The sequence below is a fragment of the Mycobacterium sp. SMC-8 genome, assembly GCF_025263565.1.
Classification (GTDB): Bacteria; Actinomycetota; Actinomycetes; order Mycobacteriales; family Mycobacteriaceae; genus Mycobacterium.
Genome location: NZ_CP079865.1, coordinates 567,693 through 585,176, shown reverse-complemented (window position 1 = coordinate 585,176; position 17,484 = coordinate 567,693). Strand labels below are relative to the sequence as shown.

Sequence of the window (17,484 nt, the reverse complement as noted above, 5' to 3'; positions counted from 1 at the left end):
CGCCATGACTGACGCTGCGATCACCGACATCCCGCTCACCACACTGGACGGCCGGTCCACCACTCTCGGCGAATTGGCCGTCGGCGCCGCGCTGGTGGTCAACGTCGCCTCCAAATGTGGACTGACGCCGCAATACACCGCGCTCGAACAGCTCGCGAAGGACTACGCAGACCGTGGACTGACCGTGATCGGTGTTCCGTGTAACCAGTTCATGGGTCAGGAACCGGGCACCGCCGAGGAGATCCAGACGTTCTGCTCCTCCACCTACGGTGTGACGTTTCCGCTGCTGGAGAAGACAGAGGTCAACGGATCCGGACGGCATCCGCTGTATGCGATGCTGACCCAGGCCGCCGACGACGCCGGTGAGGCCGGAGACGTGCAGTGGAACTTCGAGAAGTTCCTGCTCGCGCCCGGCGGCGCAGTGGTCAGACGCTTCCGCCCGCGCACCGCGCCCGACGCTCCCGAGGTGATCTCGGCGATCGAGGATGTCTTGCCCCGATAGCCGAGACGACACCTGCCTGCGCAGTGTCGTCCACCTGCGAGACACCTGACATTGCGACACTGCCCGTGTGGCAGGACAACTGATCGTGTCGATCTCGGGGATCAGCGAACGCACGCTGGGCGACGTCGCAGAGTTCCGCGATTCGCTCGCAGACCGCGGTGTACCGGTGTCGTTCCTCGTCGCGCCGCGCCTCAAAGGCGGTTACCGACTCGACCGCGACGCCACCACCGTGGACTGGCTCATCGACCGGCGTGCGCACGGTGACGCCGTCGTGCTGCACGGCTTCGACGAGGCCGCCACCAAGCAGCGCCGAGGCGAGTTCGCGACGTCGCCGGCCCACGAGGCGAACCTGCGGTTGATGGCCGCCGACCGCATCATGGAACATCTGGATCTCCGGACCAGGCTGTTCGCCGCGCCCGGCTGGAATGTCTCCCAGGGTGCGTTGACTGCGCTGCCCCGCAACGGGTTTCGTCTGCTGGCCGGACTGGCGGGTATCACCGACCTGGTGGGCGGAGGCACCGCGCGGGCCCGGGTGCTCGGCATCGGAGAAGGGTTCCTCGCCGAGCCGTGGTGGTGCCGCACCCTGGTGCTGGCCGCCGAGCGTACGGCCCGCCGGGACGGGATCGTGCGACTGGCGGTGGCGGCCCGGCACCTGCGTCGGCCAGGCCCGAAGCAGGCGATGCTCGACGCCGTCGATCTGGCGATGATGCACTCGTGTGTGCCCGTGGTTTACCGGTGGGGACTCCAACCTGCGCTGACCGACGCCGCTTGACCCGCTTTTCTGGCTAGATTGGCGTCCATGGCTGACGCTGCTGATGTCATCGTGGTGGGCGCCGGGCTGGCCGGTTTGGTCGCGGCCTGCGAACTGGTCGAGCGCGGGCGGAGCGTGCTGATCGTCGATCAGGAGAATGCGGCCAACATCGGCGGCCAGGCGTATTGGTCCTTTGGTGGGCTGTTCTTCGTCGACAGCCCCGAGCAGCGGCGGATGGGGATCCGGGACAGCCACGAGCTCGCCCTGCAGGACTGGCTCGGCTCGGCCGGGTTCGACCGGCCCGAAGACCACTGGCCCCGGCAATGGGCCCACGCCTACGTCGACTTCGCCGCCGGTGAGAAACGCAGCTGGCTGCGTGACCGCGGCCTGCAGACCTTCGCACTGGTCGGTTGGGCCGAGCGCGGCGGTTACGGCGCCAACGGTCACGGCAACTCGGTCCCGCGGTTCCACATCACCTGGGGCACCGGACCCGCGCTCGTCGACATCTTCGCGCGCCGCCTGGTCGGCGCCCCCGGGCTGCGGTTCGCCCACCGGCACCGGGTGGACGAGTTGATCGTCGAATCCGGAGCGGTGGTGGGGGTGCGCGGAGCCGTGCTGGAGCCCTCGTCGGCGGTGCGCGGCGCAGAATCCTCGCGAAACGTGGTCGGTGACTTCGAATTCCGGGCCCACGCGGTGATCGTGGCCAGTGGCGGGATCGGCGGCAACCACGAACTGGTTCGCAAGTACTGGCCCAAGCGGATGGGGCGGGTGCCCGAGCAGCTGCTCAGCGGGGTGCCCGCGCACGTCGACGGGCGCATGCTGGAGATCTCGGCGACCGCCGGCGCCAGCGTCATCAACAGCGACCGGATGTGGCACTACACGGAAGGCATCACCAACTACGACCCGATCTGGCCGCGGCACGGCATCCGGATACTGCCAGGGCCGTCGTCGCTGTGGCTCGATGCCAATGGCAAACGGCTTCCGGTGCCGCTCTATCCGGGATTCGACACACTGGGCACGCTGGAGTACATCGCGCAGACCGGTCAGGACTACACGTGGTTCGTGTTGAACTCCCGCATCATCGCCAAGGAGTTCGGCTTATCGGGCCAGGAGCAGAATCCCGATCTGACCAACCGCAGTATCCGCGAGGTGCTCGAACGCGGGCGCAAGGGCCCCGCACCGGTGCATGCGTTCGTCGACAAGGGCGTCGACTTCGTCACCGCGACCTCGTTACGGGAACTGGTGACCAGGATGAACGCGGTTTCCGACGTCATACCGCTGGACTTCGACGTGGTCGAGGCCGAGGTCACCGCCCGCGATCGGGAGGTGAGCAACCGGTTCACCAAGGACGGACAGATCACCGCGATCCGCGCCGCCCGCGCCTACCTGCCCGACCGGATCAGTCGGGTCGTGGCTCCGCACCGGCTGACCGACCCGAAGGCGGGCCCGATGATCGCGGTCAAGCTGCACATCCTGACGCGAAAGTCGTTGGGCGGGTTGCACACCGACTTGGAAGCGCGCGCGTTGCGAGGTGACGGCTCGGTGCTGCCCGGACTGTATGCCGCGGGGGAGGCAGCCGGGTTCGGCGGTGGTGGCGTGCACGGCTACCGCTCGCTGGAGGGCACCTTCCTCGGCGGGTGCGTGTTCTCCGGTCGTGCCGCGGGCCGCCACGCCGCGCTGTCGGTCGGATAGGCTCGCGCCTCCCGTTCGCGAGCAGACGGAAAGTCGCGCGACACGCCCGCGAATCGTGCGAGTTTGTGTCTGCTCGCAGTACTAGAAGTCTGTGGCGTTCTCCTGATCGAGCACCTGGAAGTCGGTGTCGGTCATCTCGGAGAGCCGGCCGTAGAAGATCGGGCGGCCGATGGGGTCGATGATCGCCTGGTGGATCGGCACGGCGCGGGCCGGTGCGACCGCGCGCAGATAGTCGACGGCCTCGGAGATCTTCAGCCACGGGGCCGCCGCCGGGGTCGCCAGCACATCCACCGGCTCACCGGGGACGAACAGCGCGTCTCCGGGATGCATCAACTTCGCGGGATGGTCACCGTCACCGACGAGATACGAGATGTTGTCGATGACCGGGATTTCCGGGTGGATCACCGCGTGTCGGCCGCCGGCGCCACGCACCGTCAGATGACCGATCGACAGCTCGTCGCCGGCGTTGACCGCCTGCCAGGACCCGCCGAGCTGGGCGGCCGTCTGCGGGTCGGCGTACAGCGCGGCCTGCGGGTTGGCCTCGATCAGCGCGGGCAACCGTTCGGTGTCGGCGTGGTCAGGGTGCTGGTGGGTGATCAGGATCGCGTCGAGTCCGGTGATGCCCTCGAAGCCGTGCGAGAAGTTCCCCGGATCGAAGAGCACCGTGGTTTGTTCGCCCGAGTCGGTCTCGAAGCTGGCGAGAAGGCATGAATGGCCGAAGTGTGTGAGCTGCATCCCTATATTGTGGCGCTCAGGGGCAGGTTGGGGTGGTGGTGTACGCACGCGTGGTATTGGCACTGGCGGTCGCGGTGTCCGGAATGGTCCTGACACCGGGACAGGGACGGGCGGTGCCGGGGGTGTGCCCGCCGATCTGCGATGCGATCCCCGATGCGGCGTGGATCGAGTCGAGCTCGGTGCCGCTGTACCCGATGTACCGCTGGCCTGGGCTGGCAGGTCTAGCGGTGACGGTGGCTGCCCCTCGGTTCGAGTTCGAGTCGTGGTGTGCCAGCCCGGTGCGTGAGTCCGATCCCCGCGACTACGCCGTGGCCGCGCGGGCCCGTGTGACCAACCCAGCGGGGCAGTGGAACTTGCACGCGCAGGTGTTGCACTGGCGCGGCGACGTCGTCACCGGTGGCCGGACGGCCCTGCAGACACTGGAGTGGGCCCGCATGGCGTTGGCGTCGTGCCACCTGACCGCACCCCAGGTGTCACCATCGCTGACCACCAGCGACGCCATGGACTTGGTCGGCGTGATCAGCGACGTCGGCCGTCGCGTGATGCACACCTATTTCCTCGTCGACCCGGCCAACAGCTCCCTGGTCGAGCTGACGCTGTGGACGACGCTGCCCACCGCGGTCGAGTGGCGAGGCGTGGCATCGGACACGCAGGTGCTCGACGCGATGGCGGTTCCACTCTGCGCCGCCTACGTGGGCTCGTGCCGGTGAAGCGGGGCCGGTGTCGCCGCAGGTAGAGTGTCGCCGTGGCAAAAGTGGTGGTGAACGTCATGCCGAAGACCGAGATCCTGGATCCGCAGGGCCAGGCAATCGTCGGCGCGCTGGGCCGGCTCGGGTTCGACGGGATCTCAGATGTGCGGCAGGGCAAGCGATTCGAGCTGGAGGTCGATGGCGAGATCGATGACGCCAAGCTGGCTGAGATCGCCGAATCGCTGCTCGCCAACACCGTGATCGAAGACTGGACCGTGAGCCGGGAAGACCAGGCATGACCGCCAAAGTGGGGGTCATCACATTCCCCGGCACGCTCGATGACATCGACGCCGCCAGGGCGGTCCGGCTGGCGGGTGGCGAGCCGGTCAGCCTGTGGCACGCCGACGCCGACCTCAAGGGCGTCGACGCTGTCGTCGTCCCCGGCGGCTTCTCCTACGGCGACTATCTGCGAGCCGGCGCCATCGCCAAGTTCGCGCCGGTCATGGGTGAGGTCATCGCGGCCGCCGGTCGTGGCATGCCCGTGCTCGGGATCTGTAACGGCTTCCAGGTGCTGTGCGAAGCCGGTCTGTTGCCGGGAGCGCTGACCCGCAACGCCGGACTGCACTTCATCTGCCGTGACACCTGGCTGGAGGTGGCGTCCAACACCACCGCGTGGACCAGCCGCTATGAACTGGGCGCCGACCTTCTCGTGCCGCTGAAGTCCGGTGAGGGACGCTACGTCGCCGGTGAGAACGTGCTCGACGAACTGGAGGGCGAGGGCCGGGTGGTGTTCCGCTACCGCGAGAACCTCAACGGCTCGATGCGCGGGATCGCCGGCATCAGCTCGGCCAACGGACGCGTCGTCGGCCTGATGCCGCATCCCGAGCACGCCACCGAGGCGTTGACCGGCCCGTCCGACGACGGTCTGGGGATTTTCTACTCGGCACTGGACGCAGTTTTGGTGTCCTGACCCCTTGCCATGGGAGACGCAGTGCGTTGACTCACCCGCGCGAGCGTGCGTGAAATAGCCTGAATTACAGGCGTTTCGCCCGCAGACACGCACGGTCGCGAGAGGAGGGAGGGAGGGGGGACAGGGTTAGCCGGCGCTCAGCGCGACCGAGGCCTCGGCGGTGTAGCACAGGAACGTGAAGGTTTCCTGCAGGTACAGCTGTACCGTTTCGGCATCATGCGACAGGTAGCCGATGCACACGTCGGTGCCCAGCTGCAGATCGAAATCGCCGCCGCGAGTGGACAACACGATCGCGCCGTCGATGGCGGGAGCCCAGATGATGTCGCCGTCGACGAGCCGGTTCAGATGCTCACGCACCGGATATCCGTGCGCGGTCGTCTCGCTCACCTTGGTATAGACGTCGGCCGACAGCAGCACGCTGTACGGTCCATCCACGCCGGCCAACCGCAGTTCCGACAGTGCCTGGCTGATGACATCGGGAATGTCGCGCGGGTCGTCCGGCAGCACCAGATTCGGGCACGAACTCGACCTGCGGATGCCGTTGATGTGCGCAGCCTCGTAACCCTCGAAGATCGCCCGGTCCTCGGCGAACGCCAGCTTTTTGGCGGCCTCCTTGACCGGATCCCAGTCGGAGTCCTGTGAGCCCCGCTCGACGTCGTCGATGTCGATCCGCCTGATGGTGAACGGGACTCGGAGCCGTACCAGCGGTCGGGCGTCGCGCAGGTGGGCGATCACACCGTCGCCCGGCGGTGCGACGTCGAGCAGGTGGCCGGTGCTCACCGCGGCTGTCACCGGTCCGCCCGGCTCACTGACGTCGACCACGCGACGGCCCGCGATGTTCCGCTTGAAGGTGCGCGTGGCCTCCTCCTCGATCTGCGCCCACGCCGCGTCGGTGATCGGAGCCAGGTCCCGGTAGAGGTTGTTCATTGCGTTTGTCCTTTCAGGCTGCCGATCGCGAGTGATCCCGCGTAGCCGGCCGGCGGCACACTGGAGGGCTGCGCGGAGTCCGTAGCCGAATCAGGGAGTGGCGGAGCGTTGTTGAGGAAATCGGTGATCGGCGTGAAGAACATCGAGCCCGTGACGGCCCGCGAGAAATCCAGCACCCGGTCGGTGTTGCCCGGCGGGTCGCCGAGAAACATGTTGCGCAGCATCCGTTCGGTGACCGCGGCGGTGCGCGAGTAACCGATGAAGTACGTGCCGAACTCGCCGGTTCCGACCTCTCCGAACGGCATGTTGTGCCGCACGATCTTGAGTTCGTTGCCTTCTTCGTCCTCGATCACATTCAGCGCCACATGGGAATTGGCCGGTTTGACCGCGTCATCGAGTTCGATGTCGTCGAGTTTGGTTCGGCCGATCACCCGCTCCTGCTCCTCGGTCGGCAGCGCGTTCCACGCGTCCATCAGGTGCAGGTACTTCTGCACGTGGACGTAGCAGCCGCCCGCGAAGTCAGGGTCCTCGTCTCCGATCTGGGTGGCGCTGTCGGCCAGCGGTCCGTCGGGGTTCTCGGTGCCGTCGACGAACCCGAGCAGGTCCCGGTTGTCGAAGAAGCGGAACCCGTGGGTCTCGTCGACGACGGAGATCGCACCCATCGCCGGGACCAGTTTGGTCGCCAGCTCGAAGCAGACGTCCATCGTCTCGGCGCGGATGTGGAACAGCAGATCGCCCGGTGTGGACGGGGCGCGGTGCACGCCGCCGTCGAGCGCGATGAACGGATGCAGCTCGGCAGGCCGGGGGCCACTGAACAACCGGTCCCAGGCGTCCGATCCGATCGACGTCACCACCGACAGCCGCTTGGCCGGGTCGCGGAATCCGATCGCGCGCACCAGCCCGGCGATGTCGCCCAGCGCGTCGTGCACCGCCTCCTCGCCGCCCTCGTCGATGGTGGCCACCAGAAAGATCGCCGCCGGCGTCAGCGGCGCCAGCACCGGCTGCGGCAGGGGAGGGGGCACGGTTCCACCCTAAATCAAGATCGGCTGGCGTGGTCGACGAAGATGGAAAGATGCCAGCCAGTCCCCAGGGTCTCTGTGAGTTCATCGACGCGGCACCGTCGCCGTTCCATGCCTGCCGCACGGCTGCGGACCGGTTGCTCGCTGCCGGCTTCACCGAGCTCGCAGAAAGCGACCCGTGGCCCGGCGCCGGTGACCACTTCACGGTGCGCGCCGGATCACTGATCGCGTGGCGGTCTCCCGAAGACGACACCGCCCTGCCGTTTCGAATCGTCGGCGCCCACACCGACAGCCCCAACCTGCGGGTCAAACAGCACCCCGATCGGTACGTCTCGGGCTGGCAGGTGGTCGCGCTGCAGCCCTACGGCGGCGCCTGGCTGAACTCCTGGCTCGACCGCGACCTCGGCATCAGCGGGCGGTTGTCGGTCCGCGACGGCAACGCGGTCCGGCACACCCTGGTCCGGATCGATGAGCCCATTCTTCGGGTGCCGCAGCTGGCCATCCACCTGTCCGAGGACCGTAAGGGCGTCGAGCTCAATCCGCAGCGGCACGTCAACGCCGTATGGGGGACGGGAACCGGTGCGCGATCGTTCCTCGACTACGTCGCCGACCACACAGGCGTCGCCGGTGACGACGTGCTGGGCTTCGACCTGATGACCCACGACCTCACCCCGTCCCGGCTGACCGGGGCCGCGGCCGACCTCGTCAGCGCGCCGCGCCTGGACAACCAAGCCACCTGCTACGCCGGGCTGGAGGCGTTCCTGGGAGCCGGCCGCGACGCCGGCGTCGTGCCCGTGCTGGTGCTCTTCGACCACGAGGAGGTCGGTTCACAGTCCGACCACGGCGCCCAGTCGGAGCTGCTGCTGACCGTGCTGGAGCGCATCACACTGGCCGCAGGTGGGGGCCGCGAGGAGTTCCTGCGGCGGTTGCCCACCTCGATGGTGGCGTCGGGTGACATGGCCCACGCCACCCACCCCAACTACCCGGACCGCCACGAGCCCGGGCACCTGATCGAGGTGAACGCGGGCCCGGTGCTGAAGGTGCAGCCCAACCTGCGTTACGCCACCGATGGCCGGACCGCCGCGGCCTTCGCGCTGGCCTGCGCGCAGGCCGGGGTGAACCTGCAGCGATACGAACACCGCGCCGACCTGCCCTGTGGATCCACCATCGGGCCGATGACCGCGGCCAACACCGGGATCCCGACCGTCGACGTCGGCGCGGCGCAGCTGGCGATGCATTCGGCGCGCGAGGTGATGGGCGCTGATGATGTCGCCGACTATTCCGCGGCACTTCAGGCGTTTCTGTCACCGGGCTGAACTACCGTCGAGCCATGCCACTGAAAACTGAGATGGTGACGTTCGACTGCACGGATCCCGACACCCTCGCCGACTGGTGGTCCAGGGCCGCCGGAGGCAAGGTGAACGCCGTCGCTCCAGGCGAATTCGTGATGGTGGTCCGTGACGGTGAGGCCAACCTGGGCTTTCAGCGGGTGCCGGACCCGACGCCGGGCAAGAACAAGGTGCACCTGGATTTTCACGCCCAGGACCGTGAAGCCGAGGTGGCCCGGCTCGTCGCACTCGGCGCCACCGAGACCGGGCGGAACAACTTCGGACCTGATTTCGAGTGGGTGGTGTTGGCCGACCCGGAGGGCAACGCGTTCTGTGTGGCCTGAGTCGCATGACGGTGCTGGCTAGACTGGCGCGGTGACGTCTGGGTTGACCCAAGTGGTAGATACCGTCGAGCGGGCCGCCGCCACTCCCGACCAGCCCCAGCCCTTCCGGGAACTCGGGCTCAAGGACGACGAGTACGAGCGGATCCGTCAGATTCTCGGTCGCCGTCCCACCGATGCCGAGCTGGCGATGTACTCGGTGATGTGGAGCGAGCACTGCTCGTACAAGTCCTCCAAGGTGCACCTGCGCTACTTCGGGGAGACCACCACGGAGAAGATGCGCGAGACCATGCTGGCCGGCATCGGAGAGAATGCCGGCGTCGTCGACATCGGTGACGGCTGGGCGGCCACCTTCAAGGTGGAGTCGCACAACCACCCGTCCTACATCGAGCCGTATCAGGGCGCGGCGACCGGCGTCGGCGGCATCGTGCGCGACATCATGGCGATGGGCGCCCGCCCGGTCGCGGTCATGGACCAGCTGCGCTTCGGCGCGGCTGACGCTCCCGACACCCGTCGCGTCCTGGACGGCGTGGTGCGTGGTGTCGGCGGCTACGGAAACTCGCTGGGGCTGCCGAACATCGGCGGCGAGACGATCTTCGACGCCAGCTACGCCGGCAACCCACTGGTCAACGCGCTGTGCGTCGGCGTGCTCCGCAAGGAGGACCTCAAACTGGCGTTCGCGTCCGGCGCCGGCAACAAGATCATCCTCTTCGGCGCCCGCACCGGCCTCGACGGCATCGGCGGCGTGTCGGTGCTGGCGTCGGAGACCTTCGGGGGCGACGAGTCGGGCAGTGCCGGCAGGAAGAAGCTGCCGAGTGTGCAGGTCGGTGATCCGTTCACCGAGAAGGTGCTCATCGAGTGCTGCCTGGAGCTCTACGCCGACGACCTGGTGGTCGGCATCCAGGACCTCGGCGGTGCCGGATTGTCCTGCGCCACTTCCGAACTCGCGTCCGCAGGCGATGGCGGCATGAAGGTCGAGCTGGACCGGGTGCCGCTGCGCGCGGCGAACATGACCCCGGCGGAGATCCTGTCCAGCGAGTCGCAGGAGCGCATGTGCGCGGTGGTCACGCCCGAGAACGTCGACGCGTTCATGGCGGTGTGCCGCAAGTGGGACGTGCTCGCCACCGTGATCGGTGAGGTCACCGACAGCGGACGGCTGGAGATCACCTGGCACGGCCAGACCGTCGTCGACGTGCCCCCGCGCACCGTCGCCCACGAGGGCCCGGTCTATGAGCGCCCGGTGCAGCGGCCCGAGAGCCAGGACGCGCTCGTCGCCGACACCTCGGCGTCGCTGAAACGGCCGGTGACCGGAGACGAACTGCGGGACACGCTGCTGCAGCTGGTGGGAAGCCCGCACCTGTGCAGTCGCGCGTTCATCACCGAGCAGTACGACCGCTACGTGCGCGGCAACACCGTGCTCGCCGAACACGCCGACGGCGGCGTGCTGCGCGTCGACGAACAGACCGGCCGGGGCATCGCGATCTCCACCGACGCGTCCGGTCGCTACACCGCGCTCGACCCCTACGCCGGCGCGCAGCTCGCACTCGCCGAGGCCTACCGCAACGTCGCAGTCACCGGCGCCACCCCGGTCGCGGTGACCAACTGCTTGAACTTCGGTTCCCCCGAAGATCCCGGCGTGATGTGGCAGTTCTCCCAGGCTGTCCGTGGACTCGCCGACGGCGCTGCCGTCCTTGGTATTCCGGTGACCGGCGGCAACGTCAGCTTCTACAACCAGACCGGCAGCACCGCGATCCTGCCCACCCCGGTCGTCGGTGTGCTCGGTGTCATCGACGACGTCAAGCGCCGCATCCCCACCGGGTTCGGCAACGAACCGGGGGAGACGCTGATCCTGCTCGGCGACACCCACGACGAATTCGACGGATCGATCTGGGCCGAGGTGACCGCGGGCCACCTGGGCGGGGTGCCGCCGAAGGTGGATCTGGACCGTGAACGTCTGCTCGCCGAGGTGCTCACCGCGGGCTCGCGCGACGGTCTGATCTCCGCGGCGCACGACCTGTCCGAAGGCGGCTTGATCCAAGCTGTGGTCGAAGCGGCGCTGGCCGGCGAAACCGGTTGCCGCATCGTGCTTCCCGAAGGCTGGCTAGAAGGTACGGCGCCGTTCGTCTTCTTGTTCTCCGAATCGGCGGGCCGGGCGCTGGTCGCCGTGCCCCGCACCGAGGAGAGCCGGTTCACGGCCATGTGCGAGGCCCGCGGGCTGCCCGCCACCCGCGTCGGCGTGGTCGATCAGGGTCCCGAGGGCAGCGAACCGGCCGTCGAGGTGCAGGGCCAGTTCACGGTGACGCTCGGCGAGTTGCGGCGCACGTCGGAGGGCGTGCTGCCCGGGCTGTTCGGGTGACGGGCCCAGATTTCGGGTGACGGACGCAGATACCGAGAAACACCCCGCGTATCTGTGGGCGTGGCGAGTGCTACGCCTGGACTTCACCGGCGTCGCGTTCGGAGCATTGTTCTTCTGCCTGTCGCTGACGCCGTCGTTGTTGCCCCGGGACTGGTTGTTCCAGGGGCTGATCGGTGGCCTGAACGCCGCGATCGGCTACGGCATCGGCGTGTTCGTCGCGAAGATGATCCGACGCTTCGTGCTGGCCAACCGTCCGTGGTGGCCGCCGCCGCGCCGGGTGTCCTCGACGCTGAAGATCCTGACCGTCGCCGTTTCCTTCGGTGCCTGCGTGCTGATGGTCATCCCCGCGGCGGCGTGGCAACGCCAGGTGTCGGCGCTGATGGGACTTGAAGGGCCGGCGACGTCGAGCTATCTGCGCACCCTTCTGCTGGCCGCGGTGATCGGCGGTGTCTGTGTGGCGGTGGCCCGGGTGCTGCTCGACCTCATCAAGTCCATGGCCCGGTATCTCATCCGGCGCTGGCGACTGTCCGACGAGATCGCGTTGTTCATCGGCACCGCGGTCGTGGTGGTGTTGGTGATCACCCTCGTCAACGGCGTGCTGCTGCGCGGGTTCCTGGCCGGCGCCAACCGGATCTTCCAGCCGCAGAACTCCACCACCGCCGACGGGGTGACTCAGCCGGAACGCCCCGAAAGATCCGGTAGCCCCGGATCTTTCGCCGCATGGGACACCCTTGGTTATCAAGGCCGCAGTTTCGTCGGCGGCGGAGCGGACGCCGACGAGTTGTCCCGCATCAACGGCAGGCCGGCGCGGGAACCGGTGCGGGTCTACGTCGGTCTGCAGACCGCCGACACCGATGAAGCGCGGATGGCCGTGCTGCTGAGCGAACTCGAACGCACGGGAGCGTTCGACCGTGAGGTACTCGTCCTCGCGCCGACTACCGGGACGGGCTGGATCAATCCGATCGCGGCGGAGTCGCTGGAGATGATGTACAACGGCAACACCGCGATCGTCGGATCCCAGTATTCCTATCTGCCCAGCTGGATCGCTTTCGTCGGCGATCAGCAGAAGTCGATGCACGCGGGACGGCTGATGATCGACGCCGTCCAGCAGCGTTGGGCCGAACTGCCCCCCGACCGGCGCCCCCGGCTGCTGCTCTACGGCGAGAGCCTGGGCTCGATGGCAGGGCAGGGCGCGTTCGGCTGGCTGCCCGACATCTCGCGGATGGGATTCTCGTCGGTGCTGTGGGTCGGTCCGCCCAACGCCAGCCCGCTGTGGCGTGGCATCACCGTCCGTCGCGACCCCGGCACACCCGAAGTGGAGCCGCGGTACGACAACGGGCGCACGGTGCGGTTCTCACAGGGCAACGATGCCGCGCGGATCGCCGCCGATGCGGCGCCGCCGTGGGAGGGCACCCGCGTGCTGTTCCTGCAACACTCGTCCGACCCCGTCGTCTGGTGGTCGGACGAGTTGCTGTTCACCCGCCCGGACTGGCTCTCGGAACCGCCGGGCCGGGACCGCACCGCCTCCATGCGGTGGTATCCGATCATCACGTTCTGGCAGGTGGCCGCCGACATGACCAATGCCGCCTCGGCGCCGGCCGGTCACGGACACAACTATGGGGACTACATCCTCGACGGCTGGGCGGCCGTCGCGCCGCCGCCCGGCTGGACCTCGGCGGACACCGACCGGATCCGGCCCGCGCTGAAGGAGTCCGAGTCCGAGACCGGGGACGCCTAGCCTCGATCTTTCACGTGGCGGGTAGTTGAGGTCTTTTCGTGGCGTGAGTGGGCGGTTCTGACGTGGGCGGCCTGGGGTTCCGGCGTTGCGTCTCGCCGGTGCTCCTGGGTCCTTTGCTCGTCGGAATGGTTTCTGTGTTTTAGGTGGGTTGCAGTGCGGTCCAGCCGAATTCGATGAGGTCGCTCCACGGCCAGCCTCTTGGCAGCCGTAGGTAGCGGCGACGCCCTGAGGTGATGATGCGTCCGGCGACGGCAAGCAGGCGCAGGCGTAGTCGTTTGGGTTCCCAGCCTCTGGCCGGGTGGCCGGTGAAGGCCAGGACTTGGGTCCAGACCAGCAGGTCAGCGGCCAGCAGGGTGATCTCCAGCCAGATCTGATTCTGGGCGAACCCGTGAAACGGCAGGTTGGTCAGTCCGGTGTCTTTGAGGTTGCGGATGCGGTCTTCCGCGCGGGCGCGTTGACGGTGCCGGACTTCGAGATCGCAGATCGACCAACCGCGGGTGTTGGTCGCAAAGCACGTGATCCGCCACCCGTTGTCATCGGTCAGGCGCAACTGCGCGCCGGGATGGGGACGTTCTCGGCGGGCGATGACCCGCATCCCTGCCGGCCAGCCTTTCAGCGTGTCGGGCAGGTAGCGGGTCAACTCAGCGACCTGGGCGCCCTCGCGTGGTGTGCCGTCGCCGTCGAGGGCAGCCCGCCACGCCCGCCGCGGGACCCGGCGCAGCGCTTCGACGATCGGGGGCATGCCGTAGAACCCGACTGAGTACTGCAGTCCCAGGTCGGTGATGTGGTGCAGGAAGTCCTTGACCCCGCCACCGGTGTCGGTGCGCACCAGCACCCGGGCCCGTTCGGGTTCGGGCAGTTGGGCCAACGCGGCATCCAGGACACTGATGTGGTCAGCAGCGCTGTTGGAGCCGGCTGAGCCGGGTCGCAGCAACCCGACCAGGGCTTCACCGGATCCGTGGCTGCCGTGGTCGACGAAGGCGAGCATGGGATGAAACCCGTATCCGTACTTGAAGGTTGGGGTGGCGCCCTGTTTGTCGCTGTGGGCGGTCACCAGGGTGGCGTCCAGATCGACGATGACCTGGCTGCCTGAGGTACCGGCCAGCGGTTGCTGGCGCCGCCATATGTGCGCGCGGGCTGCTGCCCGGGCCGCGCGGATCGCCGCAACGGCGGCATCGACGTCGCCGGCCAGCGTGGCGATCAGACGTGACACGGTGGCATCGGAGGCCACCGCCCCGAACAGCTCGGGCTGAGCACGCACCACCGCGATATCGGCGGCACAGTCACCGCCGAGTGCCACCGCGATCGCGACATCGGTGAGCACCTTGGCCGGGTCGTGCAGGGTTCGTGGTGCCCGCCACCGCTTCAAGACCTCTGACATGGCCTTTTCCAGTCCCGAGACGTGCAGCGTCCGAGCCAACAGCAGCCCGCCGGCCGACGAGACCAACGACTCGCGACCTGAATCCACCAGCAGAGAACGAACCGCGCTACGCTTCACCTACGGAGTGCCTTCCCGCTTTGTGAACATGGACCCTAGACAAGTCACATTTTCTCAAACAGGACAGGCACTTCCGTGCATTACAGGTCGTGTCAACAGCCTATTTCACGAAACGTCGAGGCTAGTGCGGAGCGGTGTGCGTGCCGCGGCGTCCGCCGGGGTCCTGCTCGTCTGGAGCGCGGTAGCGCCGCGGATCCCCCCGCGCTGGAATCCCTTGCCCCAGGCGGCCTTCGGGGTAGCCGTCGCCATGCTGGGCAAGGCCCCACTGGGGTTGCGGCCGCCCGCACTGCGGGAGGGCTTACGGTGGGGGAGTGCGGCCGCGGTGCCGGTGGCGCTGACGGTCGCGGCGTCGACGGTGTCGCCCGCGGTGCGGGCGGGCATGGCCGGTCGGGAACTGCCCGCGCCGGCCGCGCCCTGGCTGCTGATGCGCATCCCGTTCGGCACGGTGTGGTCCGAGGAGGTCGCGTTCCGGGGCAGCGTTGGGCGCGGCCGCTGAGCAGGCCTACGGCAGGGTCGGCGGAAAGGTGTTCGCCGCCGTGGTTTTCGGACTGTCCCATATCCCCGACGCCCGTGCCGCGAAGGAGCCGCTGCTCGGCACGGTGCTGGTCACCGGCGCCGCCGGATGGGTCTTCTCGTGGCTCTACGCGAAGTCCGGCAGTGTGGTCGCCCCGATGTTGGCGCACCTGGCCGTCAACGAAGCCGGGGCTGTCGCGGCGCTCGCCGTCCAACGGCGATCCACACGGAGCTGACCATGAGGCTGAACGCAGGCGGCCGTCCGCGGGCGGCACGGCTTTGAGACGCTTGGGTATGGCCGCCCGACGCAGCGTCGATCCCGAGGCGACCCGCGCCGCGGTGGCCGCGGTCCATGGATGGCTGCGCGACGAGAACTCGCCCGCCCCGGACCGCGCCCAGCTCGCCGACGCGGTGCGCACTACCGCGCGGACACTGGCCGCTGTCGCACCCGGATCAGCCGTCGAAGTCCGGGTTCCGCCGTTCGTCGCCGTGCAGTGCATCGCAGGTCCGACACACACTCGTGGCAATCCGCCCAACGTCGTCGAGACCGATGCACGGACGTGGCTGCTGCTCGCGACCGGCTTACTGTCGGTGGAGGATGCCGCCGCGGCGGGCTCGCTGCAGATGTCCGGAGCGCGCGCCGCCGAGATCGCCGCGGCGCTGCCGTTGGTGACGATTGCCGGCTGATGGAATGCCCGAACCGCGAATCCCCGTTGTTCCCTGTACACATCGTCGCCGGATTCCGCGATTTGCCTGCGCGCCCCGTAGACTGGCCGACGTCACCCCCAGCCCCCAGGGAGCAGCCTGATTGTGACCGCCGAGACGCTTGAAAACGAGCCGAAGGAAGAGTGCGGAGTATTCGGGGTCTGGGGCCCCGGCGAGGAAGTGGCAAAGCTCACTTACTACGGCCTGTATGCGCTGCAGCATAGAGGCCAGGAGGCCGCGGGTATCGCGGTCGCCGACGGCTCGCAGGTGCTGGTGTTCAAGGACCTCGGGCTGGTCAGCCAGGTCTTCGACGAGCAAACGCTCGCAGCGATGCAAGGTCATGTCGCGATCGGCCACTGCCGCTACTCCACCACCGGCTCCACCACATGGGAGAACGCCCAGCCGGTGTTCCGTAACACCGCGGCGGGCACCGGGGTCGCGCTCGGGCATAACGGCAACCTGGTCAACACCGCCGAACTGGCGGCCCGGGCCCGCGACGAAGGGCTGATGAGCAACCGCGGCGCCGCCACCGCCACCACCGATTCCGACATCCTGGGCGCGCTGCTCGCCCACGGCGCGGCGGACTCCTCGCTCGAACAGGCCGCGCTGGAACTTCTGCCGACCGTTCGCGGGGCGTTCTGCCTGACCTTCATGGACGAGAACACCCTCTATGCCGCGCGCGACCCGTACGGTGTGCGGCCCTTGTCTCTCGGCCGGCTCGACCGCGGCTGGGTCGTGGCCTCCGAGACGGCAGCCCTCGACATCGTCGGCGCGTCGTTCGTCCGTGACATCGAACCCGGCGAACTGCTCGCGATCGACGCCGACGGGGTGCGCTCCAGTCGGTTCGCCCCGCCCTCCCCGAAAGGGTGTGTGTTCGAGTACGTCTACCTCGCCCGTCCCGACAGCACGATCGGCGGCCGCTCGGTGCACGCCACCCGCGTCGACATCGGCCGTCGGTTGGCCCGGGAGAAGCCGGTCGACGCCGACCTGGTGATCGGCGTCCCTGAATCGGGCACCCCGGCCGCGGTCGGGTACGCCCAGGAATCCGGAATCCCGTTCGGCCAGGGCCTGATGAAGAACGCTTACGTGGGCCGCACCTTCATCCAGCCTTCGCAGACCATCCGGCAGCTCGGCATCCGGCTCAAGCTCAACCCGCTCAAAGAAGTGATTCGCGGCAAGCGGCTGATCGTCGTCGACGACTCGATAGTGCGCGGCAATACCCAGCGCGCGCTGATCCGGATGCTGCGTGAGGCCGGAGCGCTCGAGGTGCACGTCCGGATCGCGTCACCGCCGGTGAAATGGCCGTGCTTCTACGGCATCGACTTCGCCACCCCCGCAGAGCTGATCGCCAACGCCTCCAACGCCGAAGCCGACGAAGACGAGATGCTCGAAGCGGTGCGTCACGCGATCGGGGCCGACTCGCTGGCCTACATCTCCCAGCAGGGCATGATCGCCGCCACCGAGCAGCCCGCGTCACGGCTGTGTTCGGCGTGCTTCGACGGCAACTACCCGATCGAGCTGCCCGGCGAGACCGCGCTCGGTAAGAACGTCATCGAGCACATGCTCGCCACCGCCGCGCGTAACGGAATCCCGCTGCAGTCGGCCGACAACGACAACGCCTCGGCGCTTCGGCGTCCTTGACGCCTCCGGCGTCGTGGCGTCCTTGACGCCTCCGGCGTCGTGGCGTCCCTGACGCCTCCGGCGTCGTGGCGTCCCTGAC

At 68.2% G+C, this 17,484-nt stretch carries 16 protein-coding genes and 1 pseudogene; 13 read left to right on the top strand and 4 right to left on the bottom strand.

Annotated features, from left to right (window positions below):
- Positions 1 to 4 precede the first annotated feature (4 nt).
- From KXD97_RS02960 to KXD97_RS02950, 3 genes are all read left to right on the top strand, one after another.
- Positions 5 to 502, top strand: coding sequence for a glutathione peroxidase (locus tag KXD97_RS02960; protein ID WP_260755388.1), 498 nt, complete (start codon positions 5 to 7; stop codon positions 500 to 502).
- Positions 503 to 569: 67 nt separating this feature from the next.
- Positions 570 to 1,274 (top strand): DUF2334 domain-containing protein, encoded by a 705-nt coding sequence (locus KXD97_RS02955; RefSeq protein ID WP_260755387.1) that lies wholly within the window; start codon positions 570 to 572, stop codon positions 1,272 to 1,274.
- 27 nt (positions 1,275 to 1,301) lie between these two features.
- Positions 1,302 to 2,945 (top strand): FAD-binding dehydrogenase, encoded by a 1,644-nt coding sequence (locus tag KXD97_RS02950; RefSeq protein WP_260755386.1) that lies wholly within the window; start codon positions 1,302 to 1,304, stop codon positions 2,943 to 2,945.
- Between the two features lie 81 nt (positions 2,946 to 3,026).
- Here the strand turns inward: KXD97_RS02950 and KXD97_RS02945 are convergent, their stop codons facing one another.
- A complete protein-coding gene (locus KXD97_RS02945; protein ID WP_260755385.1) occupies positions 3,027 to 3,680 on the bottom strand; it encodes an MBL fold metallo-hydrolase in 654 nt (217 codons plus the stop codon).
- A 38-nt stretch (positions 3,681 to 3,718) separates the two neighbouring features.
- Between KXD97_RS02945 and KXD97_RS02940 the strand changes: the two genes are divergently transcribed.
- The 3 genes from KXD97_RS02940 to purQ are packed head-to-tail and all read left to right on the top strand — an operon-like array spanning position 3,719 to position 5,339.
- On the top strand, positions 3,719 to 4,390 hold the full coding sequence (locus tag KXD97_RS02940) for an ATPase (RefSeq protein WP_396885331.1): 672 nt from the start codon (positions 3,719 to 3,721) through the stop codon (positions 4,388 to 4,390).
- Between the two features lie 35 nt (positions 4,391 to 4,425).
- Positions 4,426 to 4,668 (top strand): phosphoribosylformylglycinamidine synthase subunit PurS, encoded by a 243-nt coding sequence (gene purS / locus KXD97_RS02935; RefSeq protein ID WP_260755383.1) that lies wholly within the window; start codon positions 4,426 to 4,428, stop codon positions 4,666 to 4,668.
- Entirely contained in the window at positions 4,665 to 5,339 is a 675-nt protein-coding gene (gene purQ / locus KXD97_RS02930; RefSeq protein WP_260755382.1) for a phosphoribosylformylglycinamidine synthase subunit PurQ, read from the top strand. The genes purS and purQ overlap by 4 nt, the downstream gene beginning before the upstream one ends.
- Positions 5,340 to 5,465: 126 nt before the next feature.
- Here the strand turns inward: purQ and KXD97_RS02925 are convergent, their stop codons facing one another.
- Both KXD97_RS02925 and KXD97_RS02920 read right to left on the bottom strand, forming a co-directional pair.
- Positions 5,466 to 6,266 (bottom strand): family 1 encapsulin nanocompartment shell protein, encoded by an 801-nt coding sequence (locus KXD97_RS02925; RefSeq protein WP_260755381.1) that lies wholly within the window; start codon positions 6,264 to 6,266, stop codon positions 5,466 to 5,468.
- On the bottom strand, positions 6,263 to 7,288 hold the full coding sequence (locus KXD97_RS02920; protein ID WP_260755380.1) for a Dyp-type peroxidase: 1,026 nt from the start codon (positions 7,286 to 7,288) through the stop codon (positions 6,263 to 6,265). Before KXD97_RS02920 ends, KXD97_RS02925 begins: the two co-directional genes overlap by 4 nt.
- Before the next feature lie 50 nt (positions 7,289 to 7,338).
- Here KXD97_RS02920 and KXD97_RS02915 point away from each other — a divergent pair, with 50 nt between their 5' ends.
- From KXD97_RS02915 to KXD97_RS02900, 4 genes are read left to right on the top strand one after another with little or no spacing between them, the layout of a single operon-like run.
- Positions 7,339 to 8,601 (top strand): M18 family aminopeptidase, encoded by a 1,263-nt coding sequence (locus KXD97_RS02915; RefSeq protein ID WP_260755379.1) that lies wholly within the window; start codon positions 7,339 to 7,341, stop codon positions 8,599 to 8,601.
- Positions 8,602 to 8,615: 14 nt separating this feature from the next.
- Positions 8,616 to 8,957: a VOC family protein gene (locus KXD97_RS02910; RefSeq protein WP_260755378.1), complete on the top strand. Its 342-nt coding sequence runs from the start codon at positions 8,616 to 8,618 to the stop codon at positions 8,955 to 8,957.
- A gap of 52 nt (positions 8,958 to 9,009) precedes the next feature.
- Positions 9,010 to 11,310, top strand: a complete 2,301-nt coding sequence (gene purL / locus KXD97_RS02905; protein ID WP_260757817.1) for a phosphoribosylformylglycinamidine synthase subunit PurL — start codon at positions 9,010 to 9,012, stop codon at positions 11,308 to 11,310.
- A 16-nt stretch (positions 11,311 to 11,326) separates the two neighbouring features.
- On the top strand, positions 11,327 to 13,048 hold the full coding sequence (locus KXD97_RS02900; RefSeq protein WP_260755377.1) for an alpha/beta hydrolase: 1,722 nt from the start codon (positions 11,327 to 11,329) through the stop codon (positions 13,046 to 13,048).
- Positions 13,049 to 13,187: 139 nt separating this feature from the next.
- Here the strand turns inward: KXD97_RS02900 and KXD97_RS02895 are convergent, their stop codons facing one another.
- Positions 13,188 to 14,546: an IS1380 family transposase gene (locus tag KXD97_RS02895; RefSeq protein ID WP_313901315.1), complete on the bottom strand. Its 1,359-nt coding sequence runs from the start codon at positions 14,544 to 14,546 to the stop codon at positions 13,188 to 13,190.
- A 124-nt stretch (positions 14,547 to 14,670) separates the two neighbouring features.
- On the opposite strand from KXD97_RS02895, the pseudogene KXD97_RS02890 reads away from it, so the two are divergent.
- From KXD97_RS02890 to purF, 3 genes and pseudogenes are all read left to right on the top strand, one after another.
- A pseudogene (locus KXD97_RS02890) lies at positions 14,671 to 15,295 on the top strand (CPBP family intramembrane glutamic endopeptidase).
- A 58-nt stretch (positions 15,296 to 15,353) separates the two neighbouring features.
- Complete coding sequence (locus KXD97_RS02885; RefSeq protein ID WP_260755376.1) at positions 15,354 to 15,746, top strand: sterol carrier family protein; 393 nt, start codon at positions 15,354 to 15,356, stop codon at positions 15,744 to 15,746.
- A 123-nt stretch (positions 15,747 to 15,869) separates the two neighbouring features.
- Positions 15,870 to 17,405, top strand: coding sequence for an amidophosphoribosyltransferase (purF, locus tag KXD97_RS02880; RefSeq protein WP_260755375.1), 1,536 nt, complete (start codon positions 15,870 to 15,872; stop codon positions 17,403 to 17,405).
- Positions 17,406 to 17,484 lie beyond the last annotated feature (79 nt).